The organism is Streptomyces yerevanensis, from assembly GCF_000716805.1.
GTDB classification, from domain to species: domain Bacteria; phylum Actinomycetota; class Actinomycetes; order Streptomycetales; family Streptomycetaceae; genus Streptomyces; species Streptomyces flaveus.
In genome coordinates this window covers 278,333-301,537 of the sequence record NZ_JNWJ01000002.1, presented here as the reverse complement: position 1 = coordinate 301,537, position 23,205 = coordinate 278,333, and the positions used below count along the sequence as shown (strand labels likewise).

General features: G+C 70.3%; 25 protein-coding genes. 8 read left to right on the top strand and 17 right to left on the bottom strand.

What is annotated here, in order from left to right:
• Window positions 1–32 precede the first annotated feature (32 nt).
• Complete coding sequence (locus OP79_RS03315) at window positions 33–1,328, top strand: sensor histidine kinase (RefSeq protein ID WP_033318333.1); 1,296 nt, start codon at window positions 33–35, stop codon at window positions 1,326–1,328.
• On the top strand, window positions 1,313–2,014 hold the full coding sequence (locus OP79_RS03310) for a response regulator (RefSeq protein ID WP_033318332.1): 702 nt from the start codon (window positions 1,313–1,315) through the stop codon (window positions 2,012–2,014). Before OP79_RS03315 ends, OP79_RS03310 begins: the two co-directional genes overlap by 16 nt.
• Before the next feature lie 15 nt (window positions 2,015–2,029).
• Here the strand turns inward: OP79_RS03310 and OP79_RS03305 are convergent, their stop codons facing one another.
• The 5 genes from OP79_RS03305 to fabG form a co-directional block, all read right to left on the bottom strand.
• Window positions 2,030–2,824, bottom strand: coding sequence for an SDR family NAD(P)-dependent oxidoreductase (locus tag OP79_RS03305; RefSeq protein ID WP_033318331.1), 795 nt, complete (start codon window positions 2,822–2,824; stop codon window positions 2,030–2,032).
• 16 nt (window positions 2,825–2,840) lie between these two features.
• On the bottom strand, window positions 2,841–4,049 hold the full coding sequence (locus OP79_RS03300) for an acetyl-CoA acetyltransferase (protein ID WP_033318330.1): 1,209 nt from the start codon (window positions 4,047–4,049) through the stop codon (window positions 2,841–2,843).
• A gap of 12 nt (window positions 4,050–4,061) precedes the next feature.
• A complete protein-coding gene (locus OP79_RS03295) occupies window positions 4,062–5,498 on the bottom strand; it encodes an OB-fold domain-containing protein (RefSeq protein ID WP_033318329.1) in 1,437 nt (478 codons plus the stop codon).
• A complete protein-coding gene (locus OP79_RS03290; protein ID WP_211270724.1) occupies window positions 5,498–6,748 on the bottom strand; it encodes an acetyl-CoA C-acetyltransferase in 1,251 nt (416 codons plus the stop codon). Before OP79_RS03290 ends, OP79_RS03295 begins: the two co-directional genes overlap by 1 nt.
• A 98-nt stretch (window positions 6,749–6,846) precedes the next feature.
• Window positions 6,847–7,623 (bottom strand): 3-oxoacyl-ACP reductase FabG, encoded by a 777-nt coding sequence (fabG, locus tag OP79_RS03285; RefSeq protein ID WP_245685200.1) that lies wholly within the window; start codon window positions 7,621–7,623, stop codon window positions 6,847–6,849.
• 99 nt (window positions 7,624–7,722) lie between these two features.
• Between fabG and OP79_RS03280 the strand changes: the two genes are divergently transcribed.
• Window positions 7,723–8,949 carry an acyl-CoA dehydrogenase family protein gene (locus OP79_RS03280; RefSeq protein WP_245685199.1) on the top strand — a complete coding sequence of 409 codons (1,227 nt, stop codon included), beginning with the start codon at window positions 7,723–7,725 and terminating at the stop codon, window positions 8,947–8,949.
• A gap of 3 nt (window positions 8,950–8,952) precedes the next feature.
• Here OP79_RS03280 and OP79_RS53640 read toward each other — a convergent pair whose 3' ends face one another.
• The gene (locus tag OP79_RS53640; RefSeq protein WP_211270723.1) at window positions 8,953–9,108 is read right to left on the bottom strand and encodes a hypothetical protein; all 156 of its coding nucleotides are present in this window, start codon (window positions 9,106–9,108) and stop codon (window positions 8,953–8,955) included.
• Window positions 9,109–9,158: 50 nt separating this feature from the next.
• Between OP79_RS53640 and OP79_RS03275 the strand changes: the two genes are divergently transcribed.
• Window positions 9,159–9,746, top strand: coding sequence for a carboxymuconolactone decarboxylase family protein (locus OP79_RS03275; RefSeq protein WP_033318328.1), 588 nt, complete (start codon window positions 9,159–9,161; stop codon window positions 9,744–9,746).
• Between the two features lie 61 nt (window positions 9,747–9,807).
• On the opposite strand, the gene OP79_RS03270 is transcribed toward OP79_RS03275, so the two are convergent.
• Together OP79_RS03270 and OP79_RS03265 are read right to left on the bottom strand one after the other, a co-directional pair.
• Window positions 9,808–10,503 carry a DUF2889 domain-containing protein gene (locus OP79_RS03270; protein WP_078491581.1) on the bottom strand — a complete coding sequence of 232 codons (696 nt, stop codon included), beginning with the start codon at window positions 10,501–10,503 and terminating at the stop codon, window positions 9,808–9,810.
• Window positions 10,500–11,342 carry an enoyl-CoA hydratase-related protein gene (locus OP79_RS03265; protein WP_033318327.1) on the bottom strand — a complete coding sequence of 281 codons (843 nt, stop codon included), beginning with the start codon at window positions 11,340–11,342 and terminating at the stop codon, window positions 10,500–10,502. Before OP79_RS03265 ends, OP79_RS03270 begins: the two co-directional genes overlap by 4 nt.
• A 201-nt stretch (window positions 11,343–11,543) precedes the next feature.
• Here OP79_RS03265 and OP79_RS03260 point away from each other — a divergent pair, with 201 nt between their 5' ends.
• The gene (locus OP79_RS03260; RefSeq protein WP_033318326.1) at window positions 11,544–12,347 is read left to right on the top strand and encodes a FadR/GntR family transcriptional regulator; all 804 of its coding nucleotides are present in this window, start codon (window positions 11,544–11,546) and stop codon (window positions 12,345–12,347) included.
• Window positions 12,348–12,541: 194 nt separating this feature from the next.
• Window positions 12,542–13,723 (top strand): amidohydrolase family protein, encoded by a 1,182-nt coding sequence (locus tag OP79_RS03255; protein ID WP_033318436.1) that lies wholly within the window; start codon window positions 12,542–12,544, stop codon window positions 13,721–13,723.
• Window positions 13,724–13,763: 40 nt separating this feature from the next.
• Here the strand turns inward: OP79_RS03255 and OP79_RS03250 are convergent, their stop codons facing one another.
• Genes OP79_RS03250 through OP79_RS03230 form a run of 5 tightly spaced genes read right to left on the bottom strand, consistent with a single transcriptional unit; the run spans window position 13,764 to window position 17,214 of the window.
• The gene (locus OP79_RS03250) at window positions 13,764–14,918 is read right to left on the bottom strand and encodes a serine hydrolase domain-containing protein (RefSeq protein ID WP_051744369.1); all 1,155 of its coding nucleotides are present in this window, start codon (window positions 14,916–14,918) and stop codon (window positions 13,764–13,766) included.
• A gap of 1 nt (window position 14,919) precedes the next feature.
• Entirely contained in the window at window positions 14,920–15,342 is a 423-nt protein-coding gene (locus tag OP79_RS03245) for a MaoC family dehydratase (protein ID WP_033318325.1), read from the bottom strand.
• Window positions 15,342–15,818: an FAS1-like dehydratase domain-containing protein gene (locus OP79_RS03240; RefSeq protein ID WP_051744368.1), complete on the bottom strand. Its 477-nt coding sequence runs from the start codon at window positions 15,816–15,818 to the stop codon at window positions 15,342–15,344. Before OP79_RS03240 ends, OP79_RS03245 begins: the two co-directional genes overlap by 1 nt.
• 49 nt (window positions 15,819–15,867) lie before the next feature.
• Entirely contained in the window at window positions 15,868–16,713 is an 846-nt protein-coding gene (locus tag OP79_RS03235) for an enoyl-CoA hydratase-related protein (protein ID WP_033318324.1), read from the bottom strand.
• Window positions 16,714–16,719: 6 nt separating this feature from the next.
• Window positions 16,720–17,214 (bottom strand): PaaI family thioesterase, encoded by a 495-nt coding sequence (locus tag OP79_RS03230; protein ID WP_033318323.1) that lies wholly within the window; start codon window positions 17,212–17,214, stop codon window positions 16,720–16,722.
• A gap of 143 nt (window positions 17,215–17,357) precedes the next feature.
• Between OP79_RS03230 and OP79_RS03225 the strand changes: the two genes are divergently transcribed.
• Entirely contained in the window at window positions 17,358–18,569 is a 1,212-nt protein-coding gene (locus OP79_RS03225; RefSeq protein ID WP_033318322.1) for a CaiB/BaiF CoA transferase family protein, read from the top strand.
• Between the two features lie 72 nt (window positions 18,570–18,641).
• Here OP79_RS03225 and OP79_RS03220 read toward each other — a convergent pair whose 3' ends face one another.
• Genes OP79_RS03220 through OP79_RS03205 form a run of 4 tightly spaced genes read right to left on the bottom strand, consistent with a single transcriptional unit; the run spans window position 18,642 to window position 22,256 of the window.
• Window positions 18,642–19,409, bottom strand: a complete 768-nt coding sequence (locus OP79_RS03220; protein ID WP_033318321.1) for an SDR family NAD(P)-dependent oxidoreductase — start codon at window positions 19,407–19,409, stop codon at window positions 18,642–18,644.
• Window positions 19,406–19,936: a nuclear transport factor 2 family protein gene (locus OP79_RS03215; RefSeq protein WP_078491580.1), complete on the bottom strand. Its 531-nt coding sequence runs from the start codon at window positions 19,934–19,936 to the stop codon at window positions 19,406–19,408. Before OP79_RS03215 ends, OP79_RS03220 begins: the two co-directional genes overlap by 4 nt.
• A complete protein-coding gene (locus tag OP79_RS03210; protein ID WP_033318320.1) occupies window positions 19,933–21,111 on the bottom strand; it encodes an acyl-CoA dehydrogenase family protein in 1,179 nt (392 codons plus the stop codon). Before OP79_RS03210 ends, OP79_RS03215 begins: the two co-directional genes overlap by 4 nt.
• A 20-nt stretch (window positions 21,112–21,131) precedes the next feature.
• The gene (locus OP79_RS03205) at window positions 21,132–22,256 is read right to left on the bottom strand and encodes an acyl-CoA dehydrogenase family protein (protein WP_033318319.1); all 1,125 of its coding nucleotides are present in this window, start codon (window positions 22,254–22,256) and stop codon (window positions 21,132–21,134) included.
• Window positions 22,257–22,382: 126 nt separating this feature from the next.
• Between OP79_RS03205 and OP79_RS03200 the strand changes: the two genes are divergently transcribed.
• Entirely contained in the window at window positions 22,383–23,204 is an 822-nt protein-coding gene (locus OP79_RS03200) for an enoyl-CoA hydratase/isomerase family protein (protein WP_033318432.1), read from the top strand.
• The last annotated feature ends 1 nt before the right edge of the window (window position 23,205 follow it).

The following is a 23,205-nucleotide window of genomic DNA, read 5'->3' as shown; positions in this document are numbered from 1 at the left end:
GGCACCGGGAGGGCGGACCGCACAATGAGCCGATGGAGACGGAGGACCGGCGCGGATGGCGTCAGCAACTGCGCGACGCGCTACGACCGGAGACGAAGCCCGCGCCGTTGTCGCGGCGTGCGGTGCGCGCCGATGTGGTGCTGGCCATCGTGCTGACCGTCGTCGCGCTGATCTGGCTCGCGCGTTATCCCGACAGCGGACCGGTCCGGATCGGCCAGGACGCTCCGTTCCCTCCCCCGACGCCCCCGACGCCTCCGGGCCTTCCGGTGCGGGAGGAGGAGCCCTCGTCGGTGATCTGGCCACTCGTCGTCCTGTCGGCGCTGCCGCTGGCGGCCCGGCGCCGGTATCCGCTGGCGGCGTTCGCCGTGGTGATGACCGCGACGCTGGCCATGGTCGACGACGCCTCCTGGATAAGCGTGCTGACCTGCGTCATCGGCGCGTTCAGTGCCGTCGTCCACAGCCGCTACCGGATGTGGGCCATGGCCGCAATGGTCATCGCCGCCGTGCTGGCAGGCCTCGCGTTCCGGGACACGGAGCCCATCCTTCCGGGCTGGTCGAGCCCGGCAGTCGTGTTGCTGATCGCCGGGGTGCTGGCCGGCCTGGTCCGGACCTGGCGCCGTCAGCTGGCGGCGAGCAGGGACCGGTACGCGCGGCTCCAGCAGACCCAGGAGGAGGCCACGCGCCGGGCCGTCGAGGAGGAACGCGCCCGCATAGCCGCCGAGTTGCACGACGTCGTGACCCACAATGTGAGCGTGATGGTGATCCAGGCGGGCGCGGCGCGCAAGGTGATGGACGCGGCGCCGGGGCGGTCGAAGGAAGCACTGCTGGCGGTCGAGGCCGGAGGCCGGGCCGCCATGGCCGAACTCCGGCATGTGATGGGCCTGTTGGCCGGTCCTGACATCGGCCGCCCCGACACCCCCGCCGACGGCCTGGAGCCGCAGCCCGGCCTCGGGCAGCTCGACGCCCTGACCGAGCGGGTCCGCGCCGCCGGGACACCGGTCGGCGTCGCGGTGTCGCTGCCCCCGGACCCGCTGCCGCCCGGAGTGGACCTCGCGGCGTATCGCGTCGTGCAGGAGGCGCTGACCAACACGATCAAACACGCACCCGGCGCCGAGGCCTCCGTCGTGATCGGTTACGCCGACGACTGTCTGGAGATCGAGGTCACCGACACCGGCGGCGCCCACGACTCCCCACCGGCGGACGGCAACGGCCGCGGGCTGATCGGGCTGCGCGAACGGCTGGCGGTCTACGGCGGCGAACTCACGGCCGGGCCGACCCTCACCGGCGGATACCGGATCAAGGCCCGAGTCCCGTGGCGGATCGCGTGAACCGGCCGCCGCTGCGCGCGGTCATCGCCGACGACCAGGCCCTGGTGCGTACGGGATTCGGGATGATCCTCGCCGCTGACGGCATCGAGGTGACGGCCGAGGCGGCCGACGGGGCCGAGGCGGTCGCCGCCGTCCGGCGCACCCGGCCCGATGTCGTCCTCATGGACATCCGGATGCCGCGGACGGACGGCATCGAGGCCACCCGGCGGATCCTCGGCGGCGAAGGCCCGCATGAGACGCGCGTCATCATCCTCACCACCTACGACCTCGACCACTACGTCTACGCCGCGCTCACCGCCGGCGCCAGCGGCTTCCTGCTCAAGGACGTCACACCCGAGCACCTGGTGGCCGCCGTACGCCTGGTGCAGTCCGGCGACGCCCTGCTCGCGCCCACGATCACCCGCCGTCTGATCGAGCGCTTCGCCCACCGCGAGGAGGCCCGGCCGCCCGCCCTCCACCGCGACCTGTCCGGCCTGACCCCGCGCGAGCTCGAGGTGCTCCGCCTGCTCGCGACGGGCCTCAGCAACGCCGAACTCGCGGACCGGCTGCACCTCAGCCCGACCACGGTCAAGACACACATCGGCCGCATCCTGTCGAAGCTGGACCTCCGCGACCGCGTCCAGGCCGTCGTACTCGCCTATGAGACCGGACTGGTCTCCCCGGGAGACACTGCCGGAACCGACTGACGCGGCATGCGTGGTTCATCTGTCGCGCAGGTCCGCCACATACGGCTGATGGGCCAGCAGCCCGCCGTCCACGCACAGGGTCTGCCCGGTGATGAACGCCGCCTCGTCCGAGGCCAGGAACACCACCGCCGCGGCGATGTCCTCGGGCCGGCCGAGGCGCGGCGTGAGGTGATGGCGCAGCATGGTCTGCTTGATCGGCTCGTACGCCGCCCCGGTCTTCGCCTCGGTCACGATGAACCCCGGCGAGACGGCGTTGCAGCGCACACCCTGCTTGCCGTACTGCGTGGCGACGTACTGCGTCAGGTTGATCAGCGCGGCCTTGGAGGCGCCGTACGCGGGATTACGCAGATCGCCCGAAAGCCCGGACCCGGACGTGGTGTTTATGACGGAGCCGCCGCCGCGCGTGACCATGTGCGGCACGGCGGCCTGGATCGCGACCATCGTCCCGCGCAGATTGATCCGCATCGTGTCGTCCCAGACAGCCGGATCGGCCTCCGCGACCGGGAGGTCCTGACGGGCGGCCAGATGAGTGGCCGCCGCGTTGTTGTGCAGGATGTCGAGACCGCCGTACGTGCCCACCGCGGACGCCACCATGGCCCGTACGCTCTCGATGTCGCCGAGGTCCACCAGGACGGCCGTCGCGGATCCACCGGAGGCAGTGATCTCCTCCGTCACCGCCTTCGCGCCGTCGAGGTTCAGATCGGCGACCACGGTGTGCGCGCCCTCGGCCGCCACCCGGCGCGCGGTGGCCGCGCCGATGCCGGAGGCGGCTCCGGTCACCACGGCGATCTTGTCGTCGAGTCGTCCCATTGCCGAACTCCCTTACTCAGGCGGTGAGTTCGCTGCCCACGACCGACACGAAGGAGACGCATTCGCCCGGTCCGCCGCCCAGGTTGTGGGTGAGCGCGAGCGAGCGCCCCTCGGCCAGGGTGCGCACCGTACGGTCCGGCGGTGCCTCGCCGCGCAGTTGGAGCCAGGCCTCGAACATCATGCGCAGGCCCGAGGCACCAATGGGGTGGCCGAAGGCCTTCAGCCCGCCGTCCGGGTTCACCGGGAGTCCGCCGTCCAGGTCGAACTGCCCGCTGGTCACGTCCTTCCACGCCTGGCCGCGGTCGGAGAACCCCAGGTCCTCCATGAGCACCAGTTCGGTGGGCGTGAAGCAGTCATGGACCTCGGCGAGCGCGAGCTCCGTGCGCGGATCGGTGATGCCCGCCTGCCGGTACGCCTCCTGCGCGGACGCGACGACCTCGGGGAAGGTGGTGAAGTCGTACTCGGGGTCCATGAGTCCGTCGGCGGGCCCGGCGACGAAGGACAGCGCCTTCACGAAGACGGGCTTGTCCGTGTACCTGTACGCGTCCTCGGCCCGCACCACGATCGCGGCGGCCGAACCGTCGGAGACGCCCGAGCAGTCGAAGACGCCGAGCATGCCCGCGACGATCGGCGCCGACCGGATGCGCTCCAGCGGCACCTCCTTGCGGAACTGGGCGCGGGGGTTGCGGGCCCCGTTGACGTGGTTCTTCCAGGCGATACGGGTGATGACGTCCTTCATCTCGTCCTCGTCCAGCCCGTACTTGGCCGCGTAGGCGGGGGCAAGGAGGGAGAAGTTGGCGGGGGCGGTGATCTCGCCTCGGCTGTCGTCACCGGCGCCCGGCATCGTCGTACCCGAGAGCCCCGACATGCCCGAGTCCTTGAGCTTCTCCACACCGACCGCCATCGCGACGTCGTACGCGCCCGAGGCCACCGCATAACAGGCGTTACGCAGCGCCTCCGAGCCGGTGGCGCACATGTTCTCCACGCGCGTGACCGGCTTGTTCGGCAGGTGCAGCGGCCGGCTGAGGGCGAGGCCGGAGACACCGGAAGCCTGGGTGCCGAACCAGAACGCGTCGATGTCGTCGAGCGTGATGCCGGCCGAGGTCACCGCCTCGCCGACGGCGTCGACCAGCAGATCGTCCGCCGAGCGGGTCCAGTGTTCGCCGAAGGTCGTACAGCCCATGCCGACGATCGCGACACGGTCGCGGATTCCGTGCGAGCCCATCTGGGTACCTCCTCAGTCTTCCTCTGGACCGGCGCCGAACCGCACGGGACGGGCCTTCCAGAAGTAGTTGTGGACCCCGGCGGCGGTGACCGTGCGCCGGAAGGTCATCTCGACTCGGGCGCCGATCACAGCGTCGGCCTGCGTGGCGTCGGTGAGCTGGCAGCGGAACCGGCCGCCGCCGTCGTAGTCGACGACCACCACGAGCATGGGCGGGCTCGGGGTGTGGGCGAGCCGGTCCACCGTGAAGGTGGCGACCGTGCCCTGTACGTGTTCCATCGGCTCGTCGGTCATCGCGTCGACGCTCCGGCATGACACGCACACCCGGTCCGGCGGCAGATGCCGCGTCCCGCACTTCTCGCAACGGGAGGCGATCAAGCCGTACTTCCAGCCATTGCGGCGGTGCGCGGGCGGGGCGTACGGGGGCTCGGGGTCCGGTCGGCGGGGCGGTTCGCGGTCGAGGAGCCCGCGCCAGGTGAGGTAGGTGGCGTACGGGACGGGGGCGCTGCCCGTGGCGATCTGCGCGGCCACCGGGCGGGCGGCACGGTGTGCGGGCAGGGCGTCGGTGGCGCGCAGCAGCAGGACTCCGGCGCCGTCGCCGAGGACGACGAGCGCGATGGTCTCGCCGGGTTGGGCTCGGTCGAGTACGTCGGCGAGGAGCAGTCCGGGCTGGGCGGTGCCCGCGTTGCCGATGGCCGCGGTGAGGTCTCCGGTCACCGTCTCGGGCCGTACGCCCGCTGTCCGGCGCACCGCCGCACAGGCCCGGGCGTGCAGTCCCGCGACCGCGAAGTGGTCGACGGCGTCGGCGGAGAGCTTGGCGCGGTCGAGCGCGGCGCCGAGGGCCTTGCCGGCGAGGTCGACGTAGATCTCCTCGGCGAACCGCTCCTCCCAGACGCGGGAGGCGGGCGCGCCCGGCAGCCGCCAGCGGTCGAGGAGTTCGTCGCTGACGGTGTCGTGGGCGAGCAGTTCGGCGATGACGGGCGCCCCGTCGCGGTGTCCGCCGAAGACGAAGGCCGCCGCGCCGTCGCCGCCGGCGCTCTCGTCCGTACCGCCGGGCAGCCCGGTGCGCAGGTCGGACAGCACCGCGAGGGTCGGAACCGGGGAACGGGCGGCGGTGACCAGGGCGCCGAGTCCGGAGCGTACGGAGCCGGCCATGTCGACGGCGAGTACGTGCTCGTCGAGGGAGAGCGCGGCGTGCACGGCGGTCGCGTTGGTCTTGTCGAGGTAGGCGGGTGCGGCGGTGGCGAGGAAGAGCTGGCCGACGCGGGGGCGCAGCCCGTCGGCGGTCAGGGCGCCACGGGCCGCTTCGACGGCCATCGAGGTGGTGTCCTCGTCGTAGCCCGCGACCGAGCGGGTCCCCTTCGCCGCACGGGTACCGAGGGTGGCGGCGATGTCGGCCCGCGCGAGACGGTGGTGCGGCACATAGGCGCCGTATGCGATCAGTCCGGCCATCAGCGTCCTCCAAGAGCGTGAGTGGTGGTCGTCGGCCGTTCGAAGACCGCGGCAAGTCCTTGGCCGCCGCCGAGGCACATGGTCTCCAGGCCGTAGCGGGCCTCGCGGCGGTCGAGTTCGCGCAGCAGGGTGGCGAGGATGCGACCGCCGGTGGCGCCGACGGGGTGGCCCAGCGAGATGCCGGAGCCGTTGACGTTGAACCTCTCGAAGTCGCCCTCGGTGAGGCCCCATTCACGGGTGCAGGCCAGTACCTGGGCGGCGAAGGCCTCGTTCAGTTCGATGAGGTCGATGTCGGCGAGCTTCAGGCCCGCTCTCTCCAGGGCACGGGCTGTCGCCGGGACCGGCCCGATGCCCATGGTCTCCGGGGGCACGCCCACGACGGCCCAGGAGACGAGCCGGCCGAGCGGACGCAGCCCCAGCTCGGCCGCGCGTTCGGGATGGGTGACGATGCAGACCGAGGCGCCGTCGTTCTGCCCGCTGGCGTTCCCGGCGGTCACGGTCGCCTCGGGGTCCTGGCGGCCGAGTACGGGCCGCAGGGTGGCGAGTTTCTCCAACGAGGAGTCGGGGCGCGGGTGTTCGTCCGACTCGACGACGGTCTCGCCTTTGCGCGTCCGTACGGTGACGGGCACGATCTCGTCGGCGAAGCGGCCCGCCCGCTGAGCCGCGACGGCCTTCTCGTGCGAGCGCAGTGCGAGCCGGTCCTGCTCCTCACGCGGAATGCCGTACTCGCGGCGCAGGTTCTCGGCGGTCTCCAACATCCCGCCCGCTACAGGGTGGTTGACCCCGCCGGAGGTGACCCGGCCACGGGCCAGCCGGTCGTGCAGCGTGGTGCCTGCACCGCGTACGCCCCACCGCACGTCGGTGGTGTAGAACTCGGCCTGGCTCATGGACTCCACGCCACCTGCGAGGACGAGATCGCTGGCACCGGTCTGCACCTGCATGGCGGCGTTGATCACGGCCTGCAGTCCGGATCCGCAGCGCCGGTCGATCTGGAGTCCCGGCACCTCCACCGGCAGTCCGGCGTCCAGGGCGACGACCCGTCCGATCGCGGGCGCCTCGCCGTTGGGATAGCACTGGCCCAGCAGGACGTCGTCCACGGCGCCGGGCGGCACTCCGGTGCGGTCGAGGACGGCCCGTACGACCGTGGCGGCCAGCTCGGCGGCCGTCACCTCGCGGAAGACGCCTCCGTAACCGCCGACGGGGGTACGCACGGGTTCGCAGATCACCGCGTCACGCAGGAGGGCGGGCATGGGGCGGGCCTTTCGCTTCAGGGGTACGGGCCTTGAGGGGTACAGGGCTTCAGGGGTACGGATCTGGGGACGCCGATCGCGTACGCAGCGGCGGCGGCTCACATGTAGCGGCCGCCGGTCACTTCGAGTACGGCTCCGGTGATGTAGCTCGCCATGTCGGAGGCGAGGAAGAGGACCACCTTGGCGACCTCGGCGGGTTCGCCCGCGCGGGCCATGGGGATCTCGGCGAGCTTCGCGTCCCAGGCGGACTGGGGCATCGCCTCGGTCATGGCGGTACGGATCAGCCCGGGCTGCACGGCGTTGACCCGGATTCCGGCTCCGGCCAGCTCCTTGGCCGAGGCCTTGGTGAGGCCGACGAGTCCGGCTTTGGCCGCGCTGTAGTTGGTCTGGCCGAAATTGCCGACCTTGCCGGCGATGGAGGAGATGTTGACGATGCTGCCGCCGTGGCCGTGTTCGCGCATCGCCGCGGCGGCGTACCGGGTGCCGTTCCAGGCGCCGGTGAGGTGGACGTCCACGACAGCGCGGAAGTCGGTGAGGGCCATCTTGCGCAGGGTGGCGTCCCGGGTGATCCCGGCGTTGTTGACCATGACGCCGACCGGTCCGAAGGTGTCGGCGCAGTGCGCGACCAGAGCCGCCACCTCGTCCTCCTCGGTGACGTCGCAGCGCAGTGAGGTGGCGGCGACGCCATGTTTCACGAGGCGCTCGGCGGCCTCGGCCGCGGCCCCCTCGTTGATGTCCCCGATGACGACGGAGGCGCCCGCGCCGCCGAGTACGCCGGCGATCTCGTAGCCGATGCCCTGCGCGGCCCCGGTGATCACCGCGGTCCGGCCGTCCAGCAGTCCCATGTCGTTGCCCGCCCGACTCGTCTCCAGCACTCCGCTATTCCTCTAAAATAGATAACCTATTACGCTGAAAGTATCAACCAGGAGCCGACCGGCCGCCGACTGACCGCGCGGGCCCCGGCCGAGGAGGAGATGACGCAGGTGGACATCGGTTACCCCCCTCAGACGGAGGCGTTCCGCGCCGAGGTCAAGGCGTTCCTCGCCGCCGCCCTGCCGGCCGACTGGACGGGCATCGGCGCCCTCGACGAGGAGGCCGCCTGGGCCTTCGCCCGCGACTGGCGGACCCGGCTCGCCGAGCGCGGATACCTCTCCCTGACCTGGCCGAAGCAGTACGGCGGTCGCGGCCTCTCCAAGCTCCATCAGGTCGTCCTGATGGAGGAACTGGCCCTGGCCGGCGTGCCGTTCGGGCTGCCGCAGGACACCTTCGGCGTCAAGATGCTGGCGAACACGCTGCTGCGCTGGGGCACCGAGGAGCAGAAGGCCCACTTTCTGCCGCGGATCCTGAGCGGCGAGGACACCTGGTGCCAGGGGTACTCGGAGCCGGACGCGGGCTCGGACCTGGCCTCGCTCACGACGCGCGCGGTGCGGGACGGCGAGGAGTGGGTCATCGACGGCCAGAAGGTCTGGACGTCCGGCGCCCACCACTGCGACTGGATCTTCGTCCTGGCCCGCACCGACCGCGATGCCCCCAAGCACCGGGGCATCTCCTTCCTGCTGGTGCCACTGCACCAACCCGGCGTCGAGGTACGCCCGTTCCGCATGATGAGCGGCCAACTCCACTTCAACGAGGTCTTCTTCAGCGGCGCCCGCACCCGGGCCGATCTCGTCGTGGGCGAAGTGAACAACGGCTGGGCGGTCGCACAGAGCCTGCTGGGCGTGGAGCGCGGGGAGGAGGCCGCGACGAACCCCATCCTGTTCAAGGCCGAGGTGGAACGTCTCGTCGACCTCGCCCGCGAGTACGGCAAGGACCAGGACCCGGTCGTCCGGCAGCGCATCGCCTGGTGCTGGTCCAAGGTCGAGATCATGCGCTACCTCGGCTACCGCATCCTCACCGGCTGGCTGAGGGGCGCCGAGCCCGGCCCGGAGACCTCGATCGCCAAGCTGTACTGGAGCGAGTACCACACCGAGATCACGGACCTGGCGATGGACATCATGGGCCTGCACGCCCAGGTCCCGATGGGCCGCCCACCTCTGCGTACGTATCGCGCGGACGACCCCGGCGCCGCGAACTCCTCGGCGTCCTGGTCGACGACGTACCTGATCGCCCGCTCCGGCACGATCTACGCGGGGACGTCGCAGGTGCAGCGGAACATCCTCGCGGAGAAGGTGCTGGGCCTGCCGCGCGAGCCGAGGGTGTGATCCTCAGGTCTCACCCAGGATGCGGGGCAGTTCGTCCATCCGCTCCAGGGCCGCCTCCTCATAGCGCAGGCCGCAGGCAAGCGTGGCCCGCTGACACGGGTCGAGGCCGCCCGCGGCGACGAAGTCGGTGACGCGTGGCTCAAAGTCCTTCAGGGACATGGCTTGTCGTCGGCGTTTCCGCCGGACTGCCCTTGGCGTAGCGTGGCCGCGTGTCAGAGCCGCCGCTGCCGCCCGCCGCGCCCCGCATTCCTCCGCAGCCCGCGGAGGAATGGGCTGAATCCGTGCGGGAGACGTTGTCCGCCGACATCGGTTCACTGGGCCTCGGCGTGTCTTCGCTCGGTGAGGCACATGTGTTTACGACGCTTGCTCGTCATCCGGAGTTGTTCGCCGCCTGGCTTCCCTTCAGCAGCCAGTTGCTGCTCGCGGGCGACCTGCCCTTCGCTGAACGCGAGTTGGTGATCCTTCGAGTGGCGCGCAACTGCGAGTCGCCCTACGAGTGGGGCCAACACGTGAGGATCGCCGCGAAGGCCGGGCTGTCATCGGACGACATGGCGCGGGTCGCTGCGGGTCCCGACGCGCCGGGTTGGACGGAACGGCAGTCGTTGCTGCTGCGGGCCACGGACGAGTTGCACTCCGGCGCCCGGATCGGCCGGTCGACGTGGGAAGGGCTGGCCCAGCACCTGACGGAGCGCCAGTTGATCGAGCTGCCGATGCTGGTGGGCCACTACCACCTGCTGGCCTTCACCCTGAACTCCCTGCAGGTGCTGCCGGAACCCGGACTGCCTCCCATGAGCTGACGGGATGTCCCGGGCAGCAGCCAGGTCCGCTTTCCCCGGACCCGGTTGTGCGCACTCGTCCTCAGCTCGACTCTGTCGGGGATCTCAGATGATCGGGCTCAGCTGCCGAGGGTTCGCCAGGACTTCGGCCGGGGGTCTCGTTCTGGTCCAGGAAAGTCCGGAAGGCGGTCGGCGGTCTTGGTGAAGAGGTTTCCTCGAACACCTCGACCTCCGGCACAGGCCGTGGCCCCACCCCCGGCCGCCACCCCGCATCCAGCTTCCGCAGCCCCACTCCACCCGGCGCCCAGATATGGCAGCTGTTCAGCACCCCCGCCGTGGAACGCGGGCCATCGGAGGGCCGTCCGGCCATCCGAAGCCCCGCATTGGCCGAGATCCCGGCCTGCACCACGGCAGGCCCGAGCACCCGCGCCAACTCGTACAGATGAGAGCACCCGGACACCCCACGAAACCGCTCCTGGATGGCCCGGTTGTACCCGGCAGCGACACTGAGCCCCACCAAGCCGTCGAAGGCCGGCGTGATCAACGGACACTCGGCGTGCGGAAACGTGCGCATGTCCGCATCGGCCGCCACGATGACCATGTCCGCCAGCCGGACCCGCACGGCGAGCACCATCCGGTGCACGACACCGGCGTCCGGCTCCGCCACCCAGGGCCGCTCGTCCCGCAGTTCCGCCTCGACCGAGATCTCGCCGCCGCCCTCGTCGTACGCGGTGACGCTGACCGTACGACGATGCAGCGGCACCTCGGCGCGCGTCACGACGACTCCTCCCCCAGCACCGCCGGCTCCCCCAACGCCGCCGGCTCCCCCAGCGCCGCGAACTCCGGCTGCCGCCGCTCGATGAAGCTGCGTACGCCCTCCCGGTAGTCCGGCGCGCGCTTGGCCGTCGCCAGCAACCGGGCCGCGGCGTCGCGGCTCTCCGCGAAGGTCCTCGTCTGGTCGTCGGCGAGCTGTCGTTTGATGAGGGACATCGCGTACGGGCTGGCCGAGCGGGCCAGTTCGGTGGCGTACTCGAGGGCGGCTGGAAGGAGTTCGTCGGGTTCGCACAGCCGGTTGACCAGGCCCATCGCGAGCGCTTCCGTACCGCTGATGCGGCGCGAGGACAGCAGCAGGTCGCCGGCGTTCCCGTATCCGACGAGCCTCGGCAGGATCCAGGACACGCCGTCCTCCGCCACGAGTCCACGCGCGCTGAAGGCGGCGGCGAACTTGGCTCCGGGCACGGCGAACCGCACATCGCACATCACGGCCTGGTTGAAGCCGATCCCGGCGCAGGCGCCGTTGACGGCCGCCACGACGGGCTTCGGGAAGGTCATCGGCCGGGTGCGCGGCGGCAATTGGTCGGTCGGCCAGGGCCGGGCCCCGGAGGACGCCCCGTCCAGCACGCTGATGTCCATGCCCGGGCAGAAGCTGCGGCCCGCACCGGTGAGGACGACGGCCCGTACCGCCGGATCCACTTCGGCTCGGTCGAACAGCTCGTTGTAGAGCAGCTCCATCTCCAGGGTCCAGGCGTTGTGCCGCTCGGGCCGGTTCAGGGTGAGCAGCATGACCCCGTCGCCGGTCAGTTCGGTGAGGATCACCGGGGTCGGGTTCTCGGTCATCGAGGTCACTCCCGTGAGGGCCTGTCAACGGTATAGCTAGATGAATCATCTATATACCACCCGCCCTCCCGACGCCAGATCAGGTACGGACAAGGCGATGATCACCCAGCTCTTGACCTGGTACCCTCGGTGTACTAAGAAGATTCATTTTGCTATATCAGGCAAAGTGGACGGGATGATCACAAACGAGGAGAGTCCGTCGTGGCCGAGGCAGCCGGCGCAGCAGAAGTACCCACCGTGCCCGTACCCTCCCGCGCACGCGTCGGGCGCCAGGTGCGTGTTCCGAAGACGGCCGAGCTGGTCGCCGGACATCTGCGCCGTCAGATCGTACGCGGCGAACTGAAGCCCGGCGACGCGCTGCCGCCGGAGTCAGGGCTGATGGAGCAGTTCGGCATCTCCCGGCCGACGCTGCGCGAGGCCTTCCGCGTACTGGAGTCCGAGTCGCTGATCACGGTGCGCCGCGGAGCGCACGGCGGCGCCCGGGTGAGCGCGCCGGACTCCGATGTCGCGGCCCGCTTCGCCGGTCTGATCCTGGAATACCGCGGCGCCACCCTGGGCGACGTCTACCGCGCGGCGGCGATGATCGAGCCGCCGTGCGCGCGCCAGCTCGCCGCCAAGCACACGGCAGGCGACATCAAGCGGCTGCGTGAGGCGGTGGCCGCCGAGAAGGCCGTACTCGACGATCCGCTCGCCCTGGTCGACGCCCAGGACGCCTTCCACGCCCTGCTGGTCGAACTGACCGGCAACCAGACCCTGATCCTGCTCTGCGGCATGCTGCGCAACATCGTCGACCGCGCCAACGCCTCGTACACCGCTGCCGCCGTCGACACGGAGACCCAGAAGACCCAGGCCCTCAAGGGCCACCGTGCGCATGTACGGCTGGTGGGCCTGATCGAGTCGGGCAAGGCGGACGAGGCCGAGAAGCTGTGGCAGCGCCACATCTCCAGCGCGGACGACGTCGTCAACTCGGCGGGACCGAAGACGGTCCTGGAGCTCATCGACTGACCGAGAGACCCACCGATCAAGGGATTCACATCCCGCACACGGGCCCGCCGGCCGACCGGCGGGCCCGCGGCATGTCCGAACCACGTCCGGCGCCCGCCGCTCCGGTCCCGCCACTCCCTTGCACTCTTGAAACAGTTAGATAATTATAGGAGGCGCACTGAATAGCTCTGGGTCGGGAGGCAACGGCGATGGCGATGGCCGAACAGCGTAAGCGGATCTTCGACTGCGACCAGCACATGTACGAGGAGCGGGACTCCTTCACCCGCTACCTCCCCAAGGAGTACCTCGGTCAGGCCGTGGCCCCCGTGACGCTGCCGGACGGCCGTGAGGTCATCCTCGCGGGAGACAGGATCGTGGTCTGTCTGGAGCCGGAGTTCGGGCAGGTCTACCGGCCCGGCTCGCTCAAGGAGATGCTCAAGGCGATGGCCTCGGGCAACCCGGAGGAGACGTACCAGTTCGAGCCGATGCACGAGGCGTACCAGAACCGTGAGGCCCGGCTGCGGGTCATGGACGAGCAGGGCCTGGACCAGACGATCATGTATCCGGGCGGCTGGGCCCTGGTCGCCGAGGAGTACGTACGCGGCGTCGAGCCGCTCTACGCCAACTACCACTCGTTCAACCGCTATATGGACGAGGTCTGGGGCTTCAACCACCAGGACCGTATCTACACCCCCGCCCTGCTCTCGCTGCGCGACCTCGACAGCGCGGTGAAGGAGCTGGAGTTCGTCCTGGAGAAGGGCGCCCGGTTCATCATGCTGCCGACGGGGCCCCAGTACGGCCGCTCACCGGGCGACCCGTACTTCGACCCGTTCTGGAAGCTGGTCAACGAGGCCAAGGCCAGCGTCTGCTACCACATCAGCGAGTTCTACTACAACTCGCATGTCGCCCCGGCCTGGGGTCACGACCCGAACCCGATCCACTTCCGTATGTCCGCCTGGCAGTGGATGAACACCTACGGCCAGCGCCCGATCGAGGAGACGCTCTCCGCGCTCATCTTCGACAACCTCTTCGAGCGATTCCCCGACGTCAACGTCCTGGTCTCGGAGTTCGGCGCCGAGTGGGTGCCGCACTTCGTCCGGCACATGGACAAGAGCCGGGGCATGGGCCGCAACGGGCCATGGATCGGCGGGCAGTTGTCGGAGCGGCCCAGCCAGGTGTTCCGCAAGCACATCCGCGTGGTGCCCTACCCCGAGGACGACATCCCCGGCCTGGTGAAGCGGCTCGGCTATCACGAGTCGCTGGTCATGGGCTCGGACTACCCGCACGCCGAGGGCATCGCGAACCCCGCCGACTACCGCAAGCTCATCGCGGAGCTGGACGAGTCGGTGCAGGACGACATCATGTACAACAACGCCCAGCAGCTGGTGAGCCGCTGAGCGTTCAGTCCCGCAAGTCCCCGCCTGGCGGCGGGCCCGGTCAGTCGACCAGGTCCGCCGCCAGGTTCGCGATGTTGGTGAGCAGTGCGGTGCCGCGCCGTGAGTGGTCGTAACCGGCGAGCGGGTAGCCGTTGCTCAGCAGAGCGAAGGACAGACCCGTCTCCGGGTCCATGAAGCCCAGTTGGTACGCCGCTCCGGCACTCCCGAAGAGCAACGGCGAGCCGGTGGAGGGAAGTTGGCTTCCCGCGTCGGGGCCGGCGACGGTGACGAACAGTCCCATACTCGTACGCCGGCTGCCACCACCGCCGTAGAGCTGGTCGCCGTGGGGATGCTCGGTCAGCCGGATCCTGGTGCCCTCGGCCACCGCCTCCGGCTTCCACAGGCCCGAGTGCTCCAACGCCTGGAAGTACAGGGCGACATCGGCGGCGGTGGCGACGAGTGCGTGACTGGGTTCGCCCGCCGCCAGCACCCGCGGGTCGGACAGGTACCAGGGTCCCCAGGGGTCGGGTTCCTGGTCGTCGTCGGTGCGGTCGGTGGCGGTCATCGGAGCGACCGTGCCGGGCTGACGGTCGACGGGGACGCCCAGTTCGATCGAGGTCAGGCCCAGCGGCCGTACGATCCGCTCGCGCAGGTAGTCGGCGAAGGCCAGCCCCGTACGCCGCTCGGTGATCTCGGCGATCAGCCAGGCAGCCGAGGTGAGATGGAACTGGAAGCGGCTGCCCGGCGGGTAGTCGAGGCGCCAGCGGCCGAAGGCGGCGAGCCGCTGCTCCCGGTCGAGCATCTTCGGGTAGCCCAGCGGTGCGAAGGGGAATCCGGCGGTGTGGGTGAGCACCTGCTCGACCGTGACCGCCTCCTTCCCGTTCGGTGCGAACTCCGGGATGATCGCGGCGACTTGCTCGCCGATGTCGAGCAGGCCGTCGCCCATCAGCTTCCACACGGCGCCGGCGACGATCGAGCGGCCGACGGACTGCAGGATGTAGCGGGTGCCGGGGTCCGCGTCACCCCAGGTCTCGTACGCCACCAGCCGGCCGCCCCTGGCGACGGCGACCTGCGCCGACGGGAGCGGGCCGTGCTCCACTTCGAGCCTGATGCGGCGCAGCAGTACGTCGAGCCGGTGCGGGTCGACGCCCACGGCCTCGGGCGCCACCAGCGTGTGGTCGACCGCCGAGTGGTCAACCGCTGACGGGTCGGCCATGTCAGGACTCCAGGCGGACCGTCGCGGTGCCGGTGACCACCTCGGCACCGTGCTGGTTGACGGTACGCAGCGAGAACTGGGCGACCGGTCCGGTGGGCGTGTCCTCGATGGACTCGACGGTCGCCGTGGCGGTCAGGGTGTCGCCGGGCCAGACCTGCGCCTTGAAGCGCACCCCGTAGCTCAGCAGTGGCTCGATGCCGACCCAGTCGGTGAGGACCCGTCCGGTCATGCCCATCGTCATCATGCCGTGGGCGAAGACGCCGGGGTAGCCAGCGGTTTCGGTGGCGAAGACGTGGTCGGTGTGGAGCGGGTTGAAGTCGCCGGAGGCGCCCGCATACTGGACGATCCGGGTGCGCTTGAGATCGTCGACGAGCACGCTCTCGCGGCTCTCGCCGACCTTGATGTCATCCACGTACGGGCTCATCAGGCGTCGTCCTTCCCGGTGGCACCGGTGGCCGGTTCCTCGGACTTGGGGGTGGCGGGACCTTCGGGCACGACGGCCACGGTCCGGGCGCTGACGACCGGTTCGCCGTCGGCGTCCCGGTACTCGGTGATGCGTTCACTGAACAGCAGGCGCCCCGTGCGGCCCTGCTTCTCCCAACTGCGGCCCGGCACGGTGTGGGCGTACAGCGTCTCTCCGACGCGTACCGGACGGTGGTACTCGAAGTGCTGCTCGGCGTGCAGCCCTCCGCCGCCCTCCGGCATCACCCCCGGACCGCCTCCGGAGCCGAACCACTCCTGGCCGGGCTTCGGCCGCAGGTGGTAGTCAGGGTCGAAGTGGGCGCTCGCCCAAGTGAAGGTCGGCGGGGCGAGATGCTCGTACGCCGGGTTCTCGTCGCCGATGGCCCGGGCGAACATCATGATGTGCCCGGCTTCGACGGGGAACGGCTGCCCTGTCATCGTTCGTGCTCCTCGTGGTCAATAAGCGTCTGGCAGGCGCCAGTTGGCGTCAGTACGGGAGGAAGGCGTCGCGTGTCGCCTCGTCCGGGTCGAAGTCCGGGGGCAGGCCCTCGAACTTGGGCTCCCGTTTCTCCACGAAGCTCGCCACTCCTTCGCGGAAGTCCGGCGAGCCCGCGAAGAACTCCATCGCCGAGTAGCTGCGGGCCAGGGCGTCGGTGAAGCCGCGGTCGAGGTCGCCGTACACCTGGTGGCGTACGACGGCCATGGCGCGCGGGGAGCAGTTGCGGGCGATGTCGCGGGCGTACGCGCGGGCGGCGTCGAGGAGTTGGTCCGGTTCGACGACGCGGCTGACAAGGCCCAGTTCCTTGGCTTCGTCGGCGTCGAAGACGCGGCCGGAGAGCAGCAGGTCGAGCGCGTTCTCCAGGCCGATGACGCGCGGGAGCACGTACGGCATGTTGTACTCGCCGGCCAGTCCGCGCCGGGTGAAGGCGGTGGTGAAGCGGGCGCCGCGGGCGGCGAAGCGGACGTCGCAGATCAGCGCCTGGATGAGGCCGATGCCCGCGCAGGCGCCGTTGACGGCGGCGATCAGGGGCTTCGGCATGTTGCGCCGGCTGTACATGGGCACGCGGGCCTGGAGGTTGAGGGACTGGCCGGGCTGGGCGTTCTGCTCAAGGCGCTGGACGTCCATGCCGGGGCAGAACGCCCTGCCCGCCCCGGTGATGATGACCACGCGGACGGCGGGGTCGGCGGCGGCCTCGTCCAGGAGCGCGAAGAACCGCTGCTCCATGGGGATGCTCCAGGCGTTCTTGCGCTCGGGCCGGTTGAGGGTCACGGTGGCGACACCGTCCTCGTCGACCTCGTACAACACCAGGTCTTCTGTGGGCTGTTCGGTCATCGTGTGTCACTCCTCGGCAAAGGGTTCGACGGGGTCGCCGACACCGGCTCGCTCCCCGGAGATGCTCACCACCACCTGACCCCGGGCGCAGACCCGGCCGTCCGGCATGCGTACGTCGACCTCGGCGAAGTGCAGTCGGCTCCCGCGTCGGACGCAGCGCGCGTACGCGATGGCCTCGTGGCCGCGGGCGGGCGCGAGGTACTGCACCGACATGGAGACGGTGCTGAGCAGGCTGCCCTTGGTGAAGTCATGGCCGGCGATCACGGCTCCCGAGCCCGCGGTGTCGATCAGCGCCGAGACGACTCCGCCGTGGAAGACGCCTTCGTGGGCCGAGAGCGCCTCGGTGAAGGGCATCGTCATCTCGATGCCGTCCGGGTCCCAGCGCAGGACGCGCATACCGGCGCTGCGGTTGAACTTGACCCCGCGTTCCCAGCGGGCCCGGAACCACTCGCGGCGCTCGCGTTGTTCCTGGTCGGTGAGGGTCCTCGCCGTGACGGTCATCCGCGCACCCTCCAGTCTCCGGCTCCGCAACCCAGCGCCATATAGTTACATGATTTGGATAGTTGAAGCAATCATGAGGCCACACTCCGCGCCTCACGTATGTATTATTTATATAACTCATTCATCTTGAACGGGAGGCCTTGATGCCGTCGACCGCCCTGGCCGGGATCCGCGTCCTCGATCTGTCCCGTATCCTCGCGGCGCCACTCGCCACCCAGACGCTGGCCGACCTGGGCGCGGAGGTGATCAAGATCGAGCGCCCCGGAGTCGGCGACGACTCGCGGACGTACGGGCCTCCGTTCCTCACCGACCGTGGCGGCGAGCCGACGGACACCGCCGCGTTCTTCCTCGCCTGCAACCGCAACAAGAAGTCGGTCACCGTCAATCACGCCACCGCGGAGGGGCAGGAGTTGATCCGCTCGCTGGCCGCGTGCTCGGACGTCGTCGTCGAGAACTTCCGCGCGGGCACGCTGGCGAAGTACGGCCTCGACCAGGAGAGCCTGCGCGCACTCAACCCCCGGCTGGTCTACCTCTCCGTCACCGGTTTCGGGCAGACCGGCCCGTACGCCTCTCGCCCCGGCTACGACGGCATCTTCCAGGCCATGTCCGGGATGATGAGCGTCTCAGGGCATCCGGAGGAGCCGATGAAGGTCGGCATCAGCATGATCGACATCCTCACCGGGCTGTACGCGTCCACCGCGATCCTCGCGGCCCTGCGGCACCGGGACGTCACCGGCGAGGGCCAGTTCATCGACCTCTCCCTGCTGGACTGCGGGCTCGCCACGCTCTCGCACTTCGCGATGAACTACCTGGTCTCCGGCGAGGTCCCGCGGCGCCGGGCCAACGGCGGCTACGGCGGGATCCCGTCCCAGGCGTTCCAGTGCGAGGACAAGCCCATCTTCGTCGTCGCCGGCAACGACAAGCAGTTCGCGGCCTTCTGCGCGGCGGTCGACCACGGCGAACTGCTCCAGGATCCGCGGTTCGCCACGACCGCCGCACGGATCACCCACCGGGACGAGATCGTGCCCGTACTGGAGGAGATCCTGCGGACCAGAACAAGGGACGAGTGGCTGGCCGCGTTCGACGCGCACGATGTCCCGGCCGGCCCGATCAACGAACTGCCCGAGGTCTTCGCCGACCCGCAGGTCCAGCACAGGGAGATGCTGCTGGAGGTCGAGGACCCGGTGTCGGGGCGGCTGTCGCTCCTCGCCAACCCCATCCGGCTCTCGGCGACCCCCGTCGAGGACTACGCCCCGCCGCCCTCGCTGGGTGAGCACACCGCCGAAGTCCTGGGCCGACTGGCCGGGGTGACGGAGGATCAGCTCGTCGAGCTGCGGGCGCGGGGCGTCGTATAACGACTGAGTGGCCGTGCGGACGACCTGGATGGTCGTCCGCACGGCCTGGTTGACCATACGGGTGGCCGTCCGTCAGCCGATCAGCGTCCGGCCGCCCTCCAGCATCAGTGTCGCGCCGGTCAGATAGGCCATGTCCTCGCTGACCAGCGCGGCCACGGCCCGGCCGATGTCCGTCTCGGGGTCGCCGAGGCGGCCCAGCGGGATCCCGGCGTACAGCGGTCCGGCCTTCTCCGGGTGGGCGGCGAGGTAGTCCTCCGCGGCCGGGCTCAGGGCGGCCGGGCAGACGACGTTGACCCGGATTCCGTACGGGCCCCACTCCCGCGCGGCCACCCGGCTCAGCCCGCGGATCGCCTCCTTGGCCATCGCGTACGCGCCGAACGTCGGATCGCCCTGCACCGCGGCGGAGGAGCCGAGGTTCACGACGCTGCCCCGGCTCGCCTTGAGGTGAGGCAGCGCGGCCTGCATCGCGTGGAAGGTCGCCAACGGGCCGCTGCGGTAGGTGAGTTCGACATCGTCGTACGAGGTCTTCTCCAGCTTGCGCTGCACCGACGACTGGGCGTTGTTGACGAGGACGTCCAGCGCGCCGAACTCCCGTACCGTCTGAGCCACCATGCGGTCGACGTCATCGCGCTCGCCGACGTCACCGGCCACGGTGTACGCCCGCCCGCCGCGCTCGGCGATCTCGGCGGCCGTGTCCTTCAGCTTGCTCTCGGTACGGCCCGAGATCACCACCGCCGCACCCTCGGCGGCCAGCGCGAGCGCGATCCCGCGTCCCACGCCCTGCCCGCCTCCGGTGACCAGGGCCACCTTCCCGGCCAGCCGTGTGCGTCGCTCCGTCACGTCGTCTCCTTCCAGAAGGGTGCCCACGAGGGGAAGGCGTCCGGCAGTGCCGGATTTCCGGCGCCCTCCCAGCCTTTGAAGTCCACCGCTTGGGGCCGCTCGGTGACATCGGCCGCGTACCAGTGCTGTTCACGGCGGCGGGAGAAGTACCACTCGCCGTCCACCCGCGCGTACTCGTCCCAGTAGCAGATCGCCATCACGATCCACCGCTCCCCCACCTCGTGCTCGGCCCGGCAGTAGACCGCGCCGGTCGCGGTGTCGCGGCCGGTGAACTCGATGCGGTGGCCGCAGATCTGGTGAACGGAGCGGTGGAAGCCGCGTAGTTGGGGCTCGATGTGGTCGCGCAGGACCTGTCGGCCCCGGCCGTGGCGGCCCATGTCGACGTCGGGGCGGAAGCAGCCGGTCCAGGCGTCGAGGTCGCGGGCGTCCACGGCGAGGGCGTAGCGGATGGGGAGTTGCTGGATGGCGAGCTGTGATTCGATGCGGTCGATGCGGTCCTCGAGAGCGCGGATGTCGGTTGGGCTCATGGCCGTGAGTCCTTGGGCAGGCCGAGGAGTTGCTCGCCGATGATGTTGCGCTGGATCTCGCTGGAGCCGCCGTAGATGGTTTCCGCGAGGGAGAGCAGGAACGAGCGCTGCCGGGTGTCGAGTTCGTAGTCCTCGCCGATGATCTGTCCGGCCGGTCCCGCCAACTCCATGGCGAGATGGCCCAGTTGCTGGTGCCGTGTCGAGGCGTACAGCTTCGCCGTGGTGGACTGCGCTCCGGGGGTGCGGCCCGCGACCAGTTCGGCGACGGTCCGCATGTTGGTGGTGCGCATGATGCGTACGGAGATCCAGGCGTCCACGATCCGGCGGCGCAGCATGGGGTCGTGCAACGCGCCGCGTTCGCGGGCCAGCTCGATCAGGGCGTCGGCCTCCCGCTCGAAGGTGAGCTGCTGGGGAAGGAGCGTGGTGCCGCGTTCGATACCGAGGGTGCCCATCGCGGTGCGCCAGCCCTGGCCCACCTCGCCCACCACCATGTCCGCGCCGGTGCGGGCGTCGGAGAAGAAGACCTCGGCGAACTCCTCCTGACCCGCCAGGTTGCGGATCGACCGGATGTCCACGCCCGGCTGGTCGGCGGGGACGAGCAGCATGCTCAGCCCCTTGTGCCGCTGGGAGTCCGGGTCGGTGCGGACGAGCGCATAGAGCCAGTCGGCGTGGATCCCGAAGGAGGTCCACACCTTCTGCCCGTTGACCACCCAGTCGTCGCCATCACGCTCGGCCCTGGTGCGTACGGACGCCAGATCGGAACCGGCGCCCGGTTCGCTGAAGCCCTGCCCCCACAGCTCCTCGACGGCGAGGATCGGCGGCAGGAAGCGCTTCTTCTGCTCCTCGCTGCCCATCGCGAGCAGCATCGGGCCGAGCAGGTCGAGGGCGTTGCCGGTCGCGCGGTACGGGGCGTTGGCGCGCGCGTACTCGTACTCGAAGACGATCTCCTCAAGGAGTCCGAGCCCGCGTCCGCCGTACTCGCGCGGCCAGCTGATGCCCAGCCAGTTCCCTGCGGACAGCTCGCGGTCCCAGGCGAGGCGGACGTCCCAGGCCGCGCCGTCGGTGGGGCCGCCCACCCCCCGGTGTGCGGCGAACTCCCCCACCAGGTGCTCCGCCAGCCAGTCGCGCAGCTCGTCCCGGAAGTCCCGTACCGCGGGGCCGAAGTCCAGCTCCATGCTTGCTTCCTCCAGGGGATTCAGATGCCGAGCCGGGTGGCGAGCAGCTCCCGGTGGTACGAGGGCGTGCCGAGCAGCACCTCGGAGCTCTTGGCCCGCTTGAAGTAGAGGTGCGCGGGGTGCTCCCAGGTGAAGCCGATTCCGCCGTGCACCTGGATGTTCTCGCTCGCGACCACGGCATACGCCTCCGAGCAGAAGGCCTGGGCGAGGGCCGCGGCGATCGCGATCTCCGCCTCGTCCCCCGCGTCGAGCGCCCACAGCCCGCCGTACGCCGCCGAGCGGGCCGACTCGATCTCGGCCAGCATGTCGGCGCACTTGTGCTTGATCCCCTGGAACGAGCCGATGGCCCGCCCGTACTGGACGCGGATCTTGGCGTACGCCACGGCGGCGTCCAGTGCGGCGGCGGCTCCCCCGACCTGTTCGGCGGCCAGCAGTACGGAGGCGGTGGCGAGGGTGCGCTCGATCGCCGGCCAGGCCGCGCCCTCGGTGCCCAGCAGCCGGGCGGGGGTGTCGGCGAAGTCGACCTGTGCCTGCTTGCGGGTCTGGTCGAGGGTGGGGAGCGCGGTGCGGGTGACGCCCGGTGCATCGCTCTCGACGGCGAAGAGGCTGACGCCGGAGGGCGTGCGGGCGGCGACCAGCAGCAGATCGGCGAGGTGGCCGTCGGGGACGTACGCCTTCATGCCGGTCAGCTGCCAACTCCCGCCCTCCTCACAGGCGTTGAGCCGGACGCCCGGCTCGTCCCAGCGGCCGGCCGCCTCGGTCAGGGCGAGGGTGGCCATGGTGTCGCCGGAGGCGATGCCCGGCAGGTAGTCGTGGCGGGCCGCTTCGTCGTCGCAGCGCAGGAGTGCCTCGGCGGCGAGGGCCACGGTGGCGAAGTAGGGGGCGCAGAGCAGGGCGCGGCCCGTCTCCTCGAAGACGATGCCGAGTTCGGCGTAACCGAAGCCCGAACCGCCGTACTCCTCGGGGATGGCGAGCCCCTGGAGCCCGAGTTCCGTGGCCATCCGTCGCCATACGACCCGGTCGTAGCCCTTCGGGTCGGCTGCCAGGCGGCGTACGTCGGCCTCGGTGGAGTGTCTGGCGAGGAAGGAGCGGACGACCTTGCGCAGTTCGTCCTGCTCCTCGCCGAAGCCGAAGGTGAGATCCATGGCGCCTTCCCGTCCCGGTGCGGCCCGTTCCCCGATGTTGCCGGGGCGCTACCCATTCACGATACAGTTAGATAATTATAGTATCCATACTGAATGAACCGGCGCTGAATGAACCAGGGGTGCGATGTGACCGACCGCTATGACGCGTTCACGAGCCTGACCTTCGAGCGGCCCGCGCCCGGGGTCCTCCGCATAGTGCTGGACGGCCCGAATCTCAACGCGGTCGATCCGCGGATGCACGGCGAACTGGCCGACATATGGCCGGTGATCGACCGGGACGAGGAGACACGCGCGGTACTGGTCCAGGGCGCCGGCAAGGCGTTCTCGGCGGGCGGGACCTTCGACTCCATCGAGGCCCTGACCGAGGAGTACTCGGTGCGCGCCCGGGTGATGCGGGAGGCCCGGGACATGGTGTACGGGGTGATCAACTGCTCCAAGCCGGTGGTCTCCGCGATCCACGGTCCGGCCGTGGGCGCGGGCCTGGTCATCGGCATGCTGGCCGACATCTCCGTGGCCGGGCGCAAGGCGAAGATCGTCGACGGACACACCCGGCTCGGGGTCGCGGCCGGTGACCACGCGGCGATCTGCTGGCCGCTGCTGTGCGGGATGGCCAAGGCCAAGTACTACCTGCTGACCTGCGAGGCGCTCACGGGGGCGGAGGCCGAGCGCATCGGTCTGGTCTCCAAGTGCGTGGACGACGAGCAGGTGCACGCCGAGGGCCTGCGCATCGCGACGACCCTCGCGGCCGGTTCCGCCAGTGCCATCAGCTGGACGAAGCGGTCCCTCAACCACTGGTACCGCACGGCCCAGCCGATCTTCGAGGCCTCGCTCGGGCTGGAGTTCTTCGGGTTCGGCGGGCACGAGGTCGCGGAAGGTCTGGCCGCCCACCGGGAGAAGCGCGCCCCGGACTTCGAGGGTGTGGCCGACAAGCACCCGATCGATCTCTGAC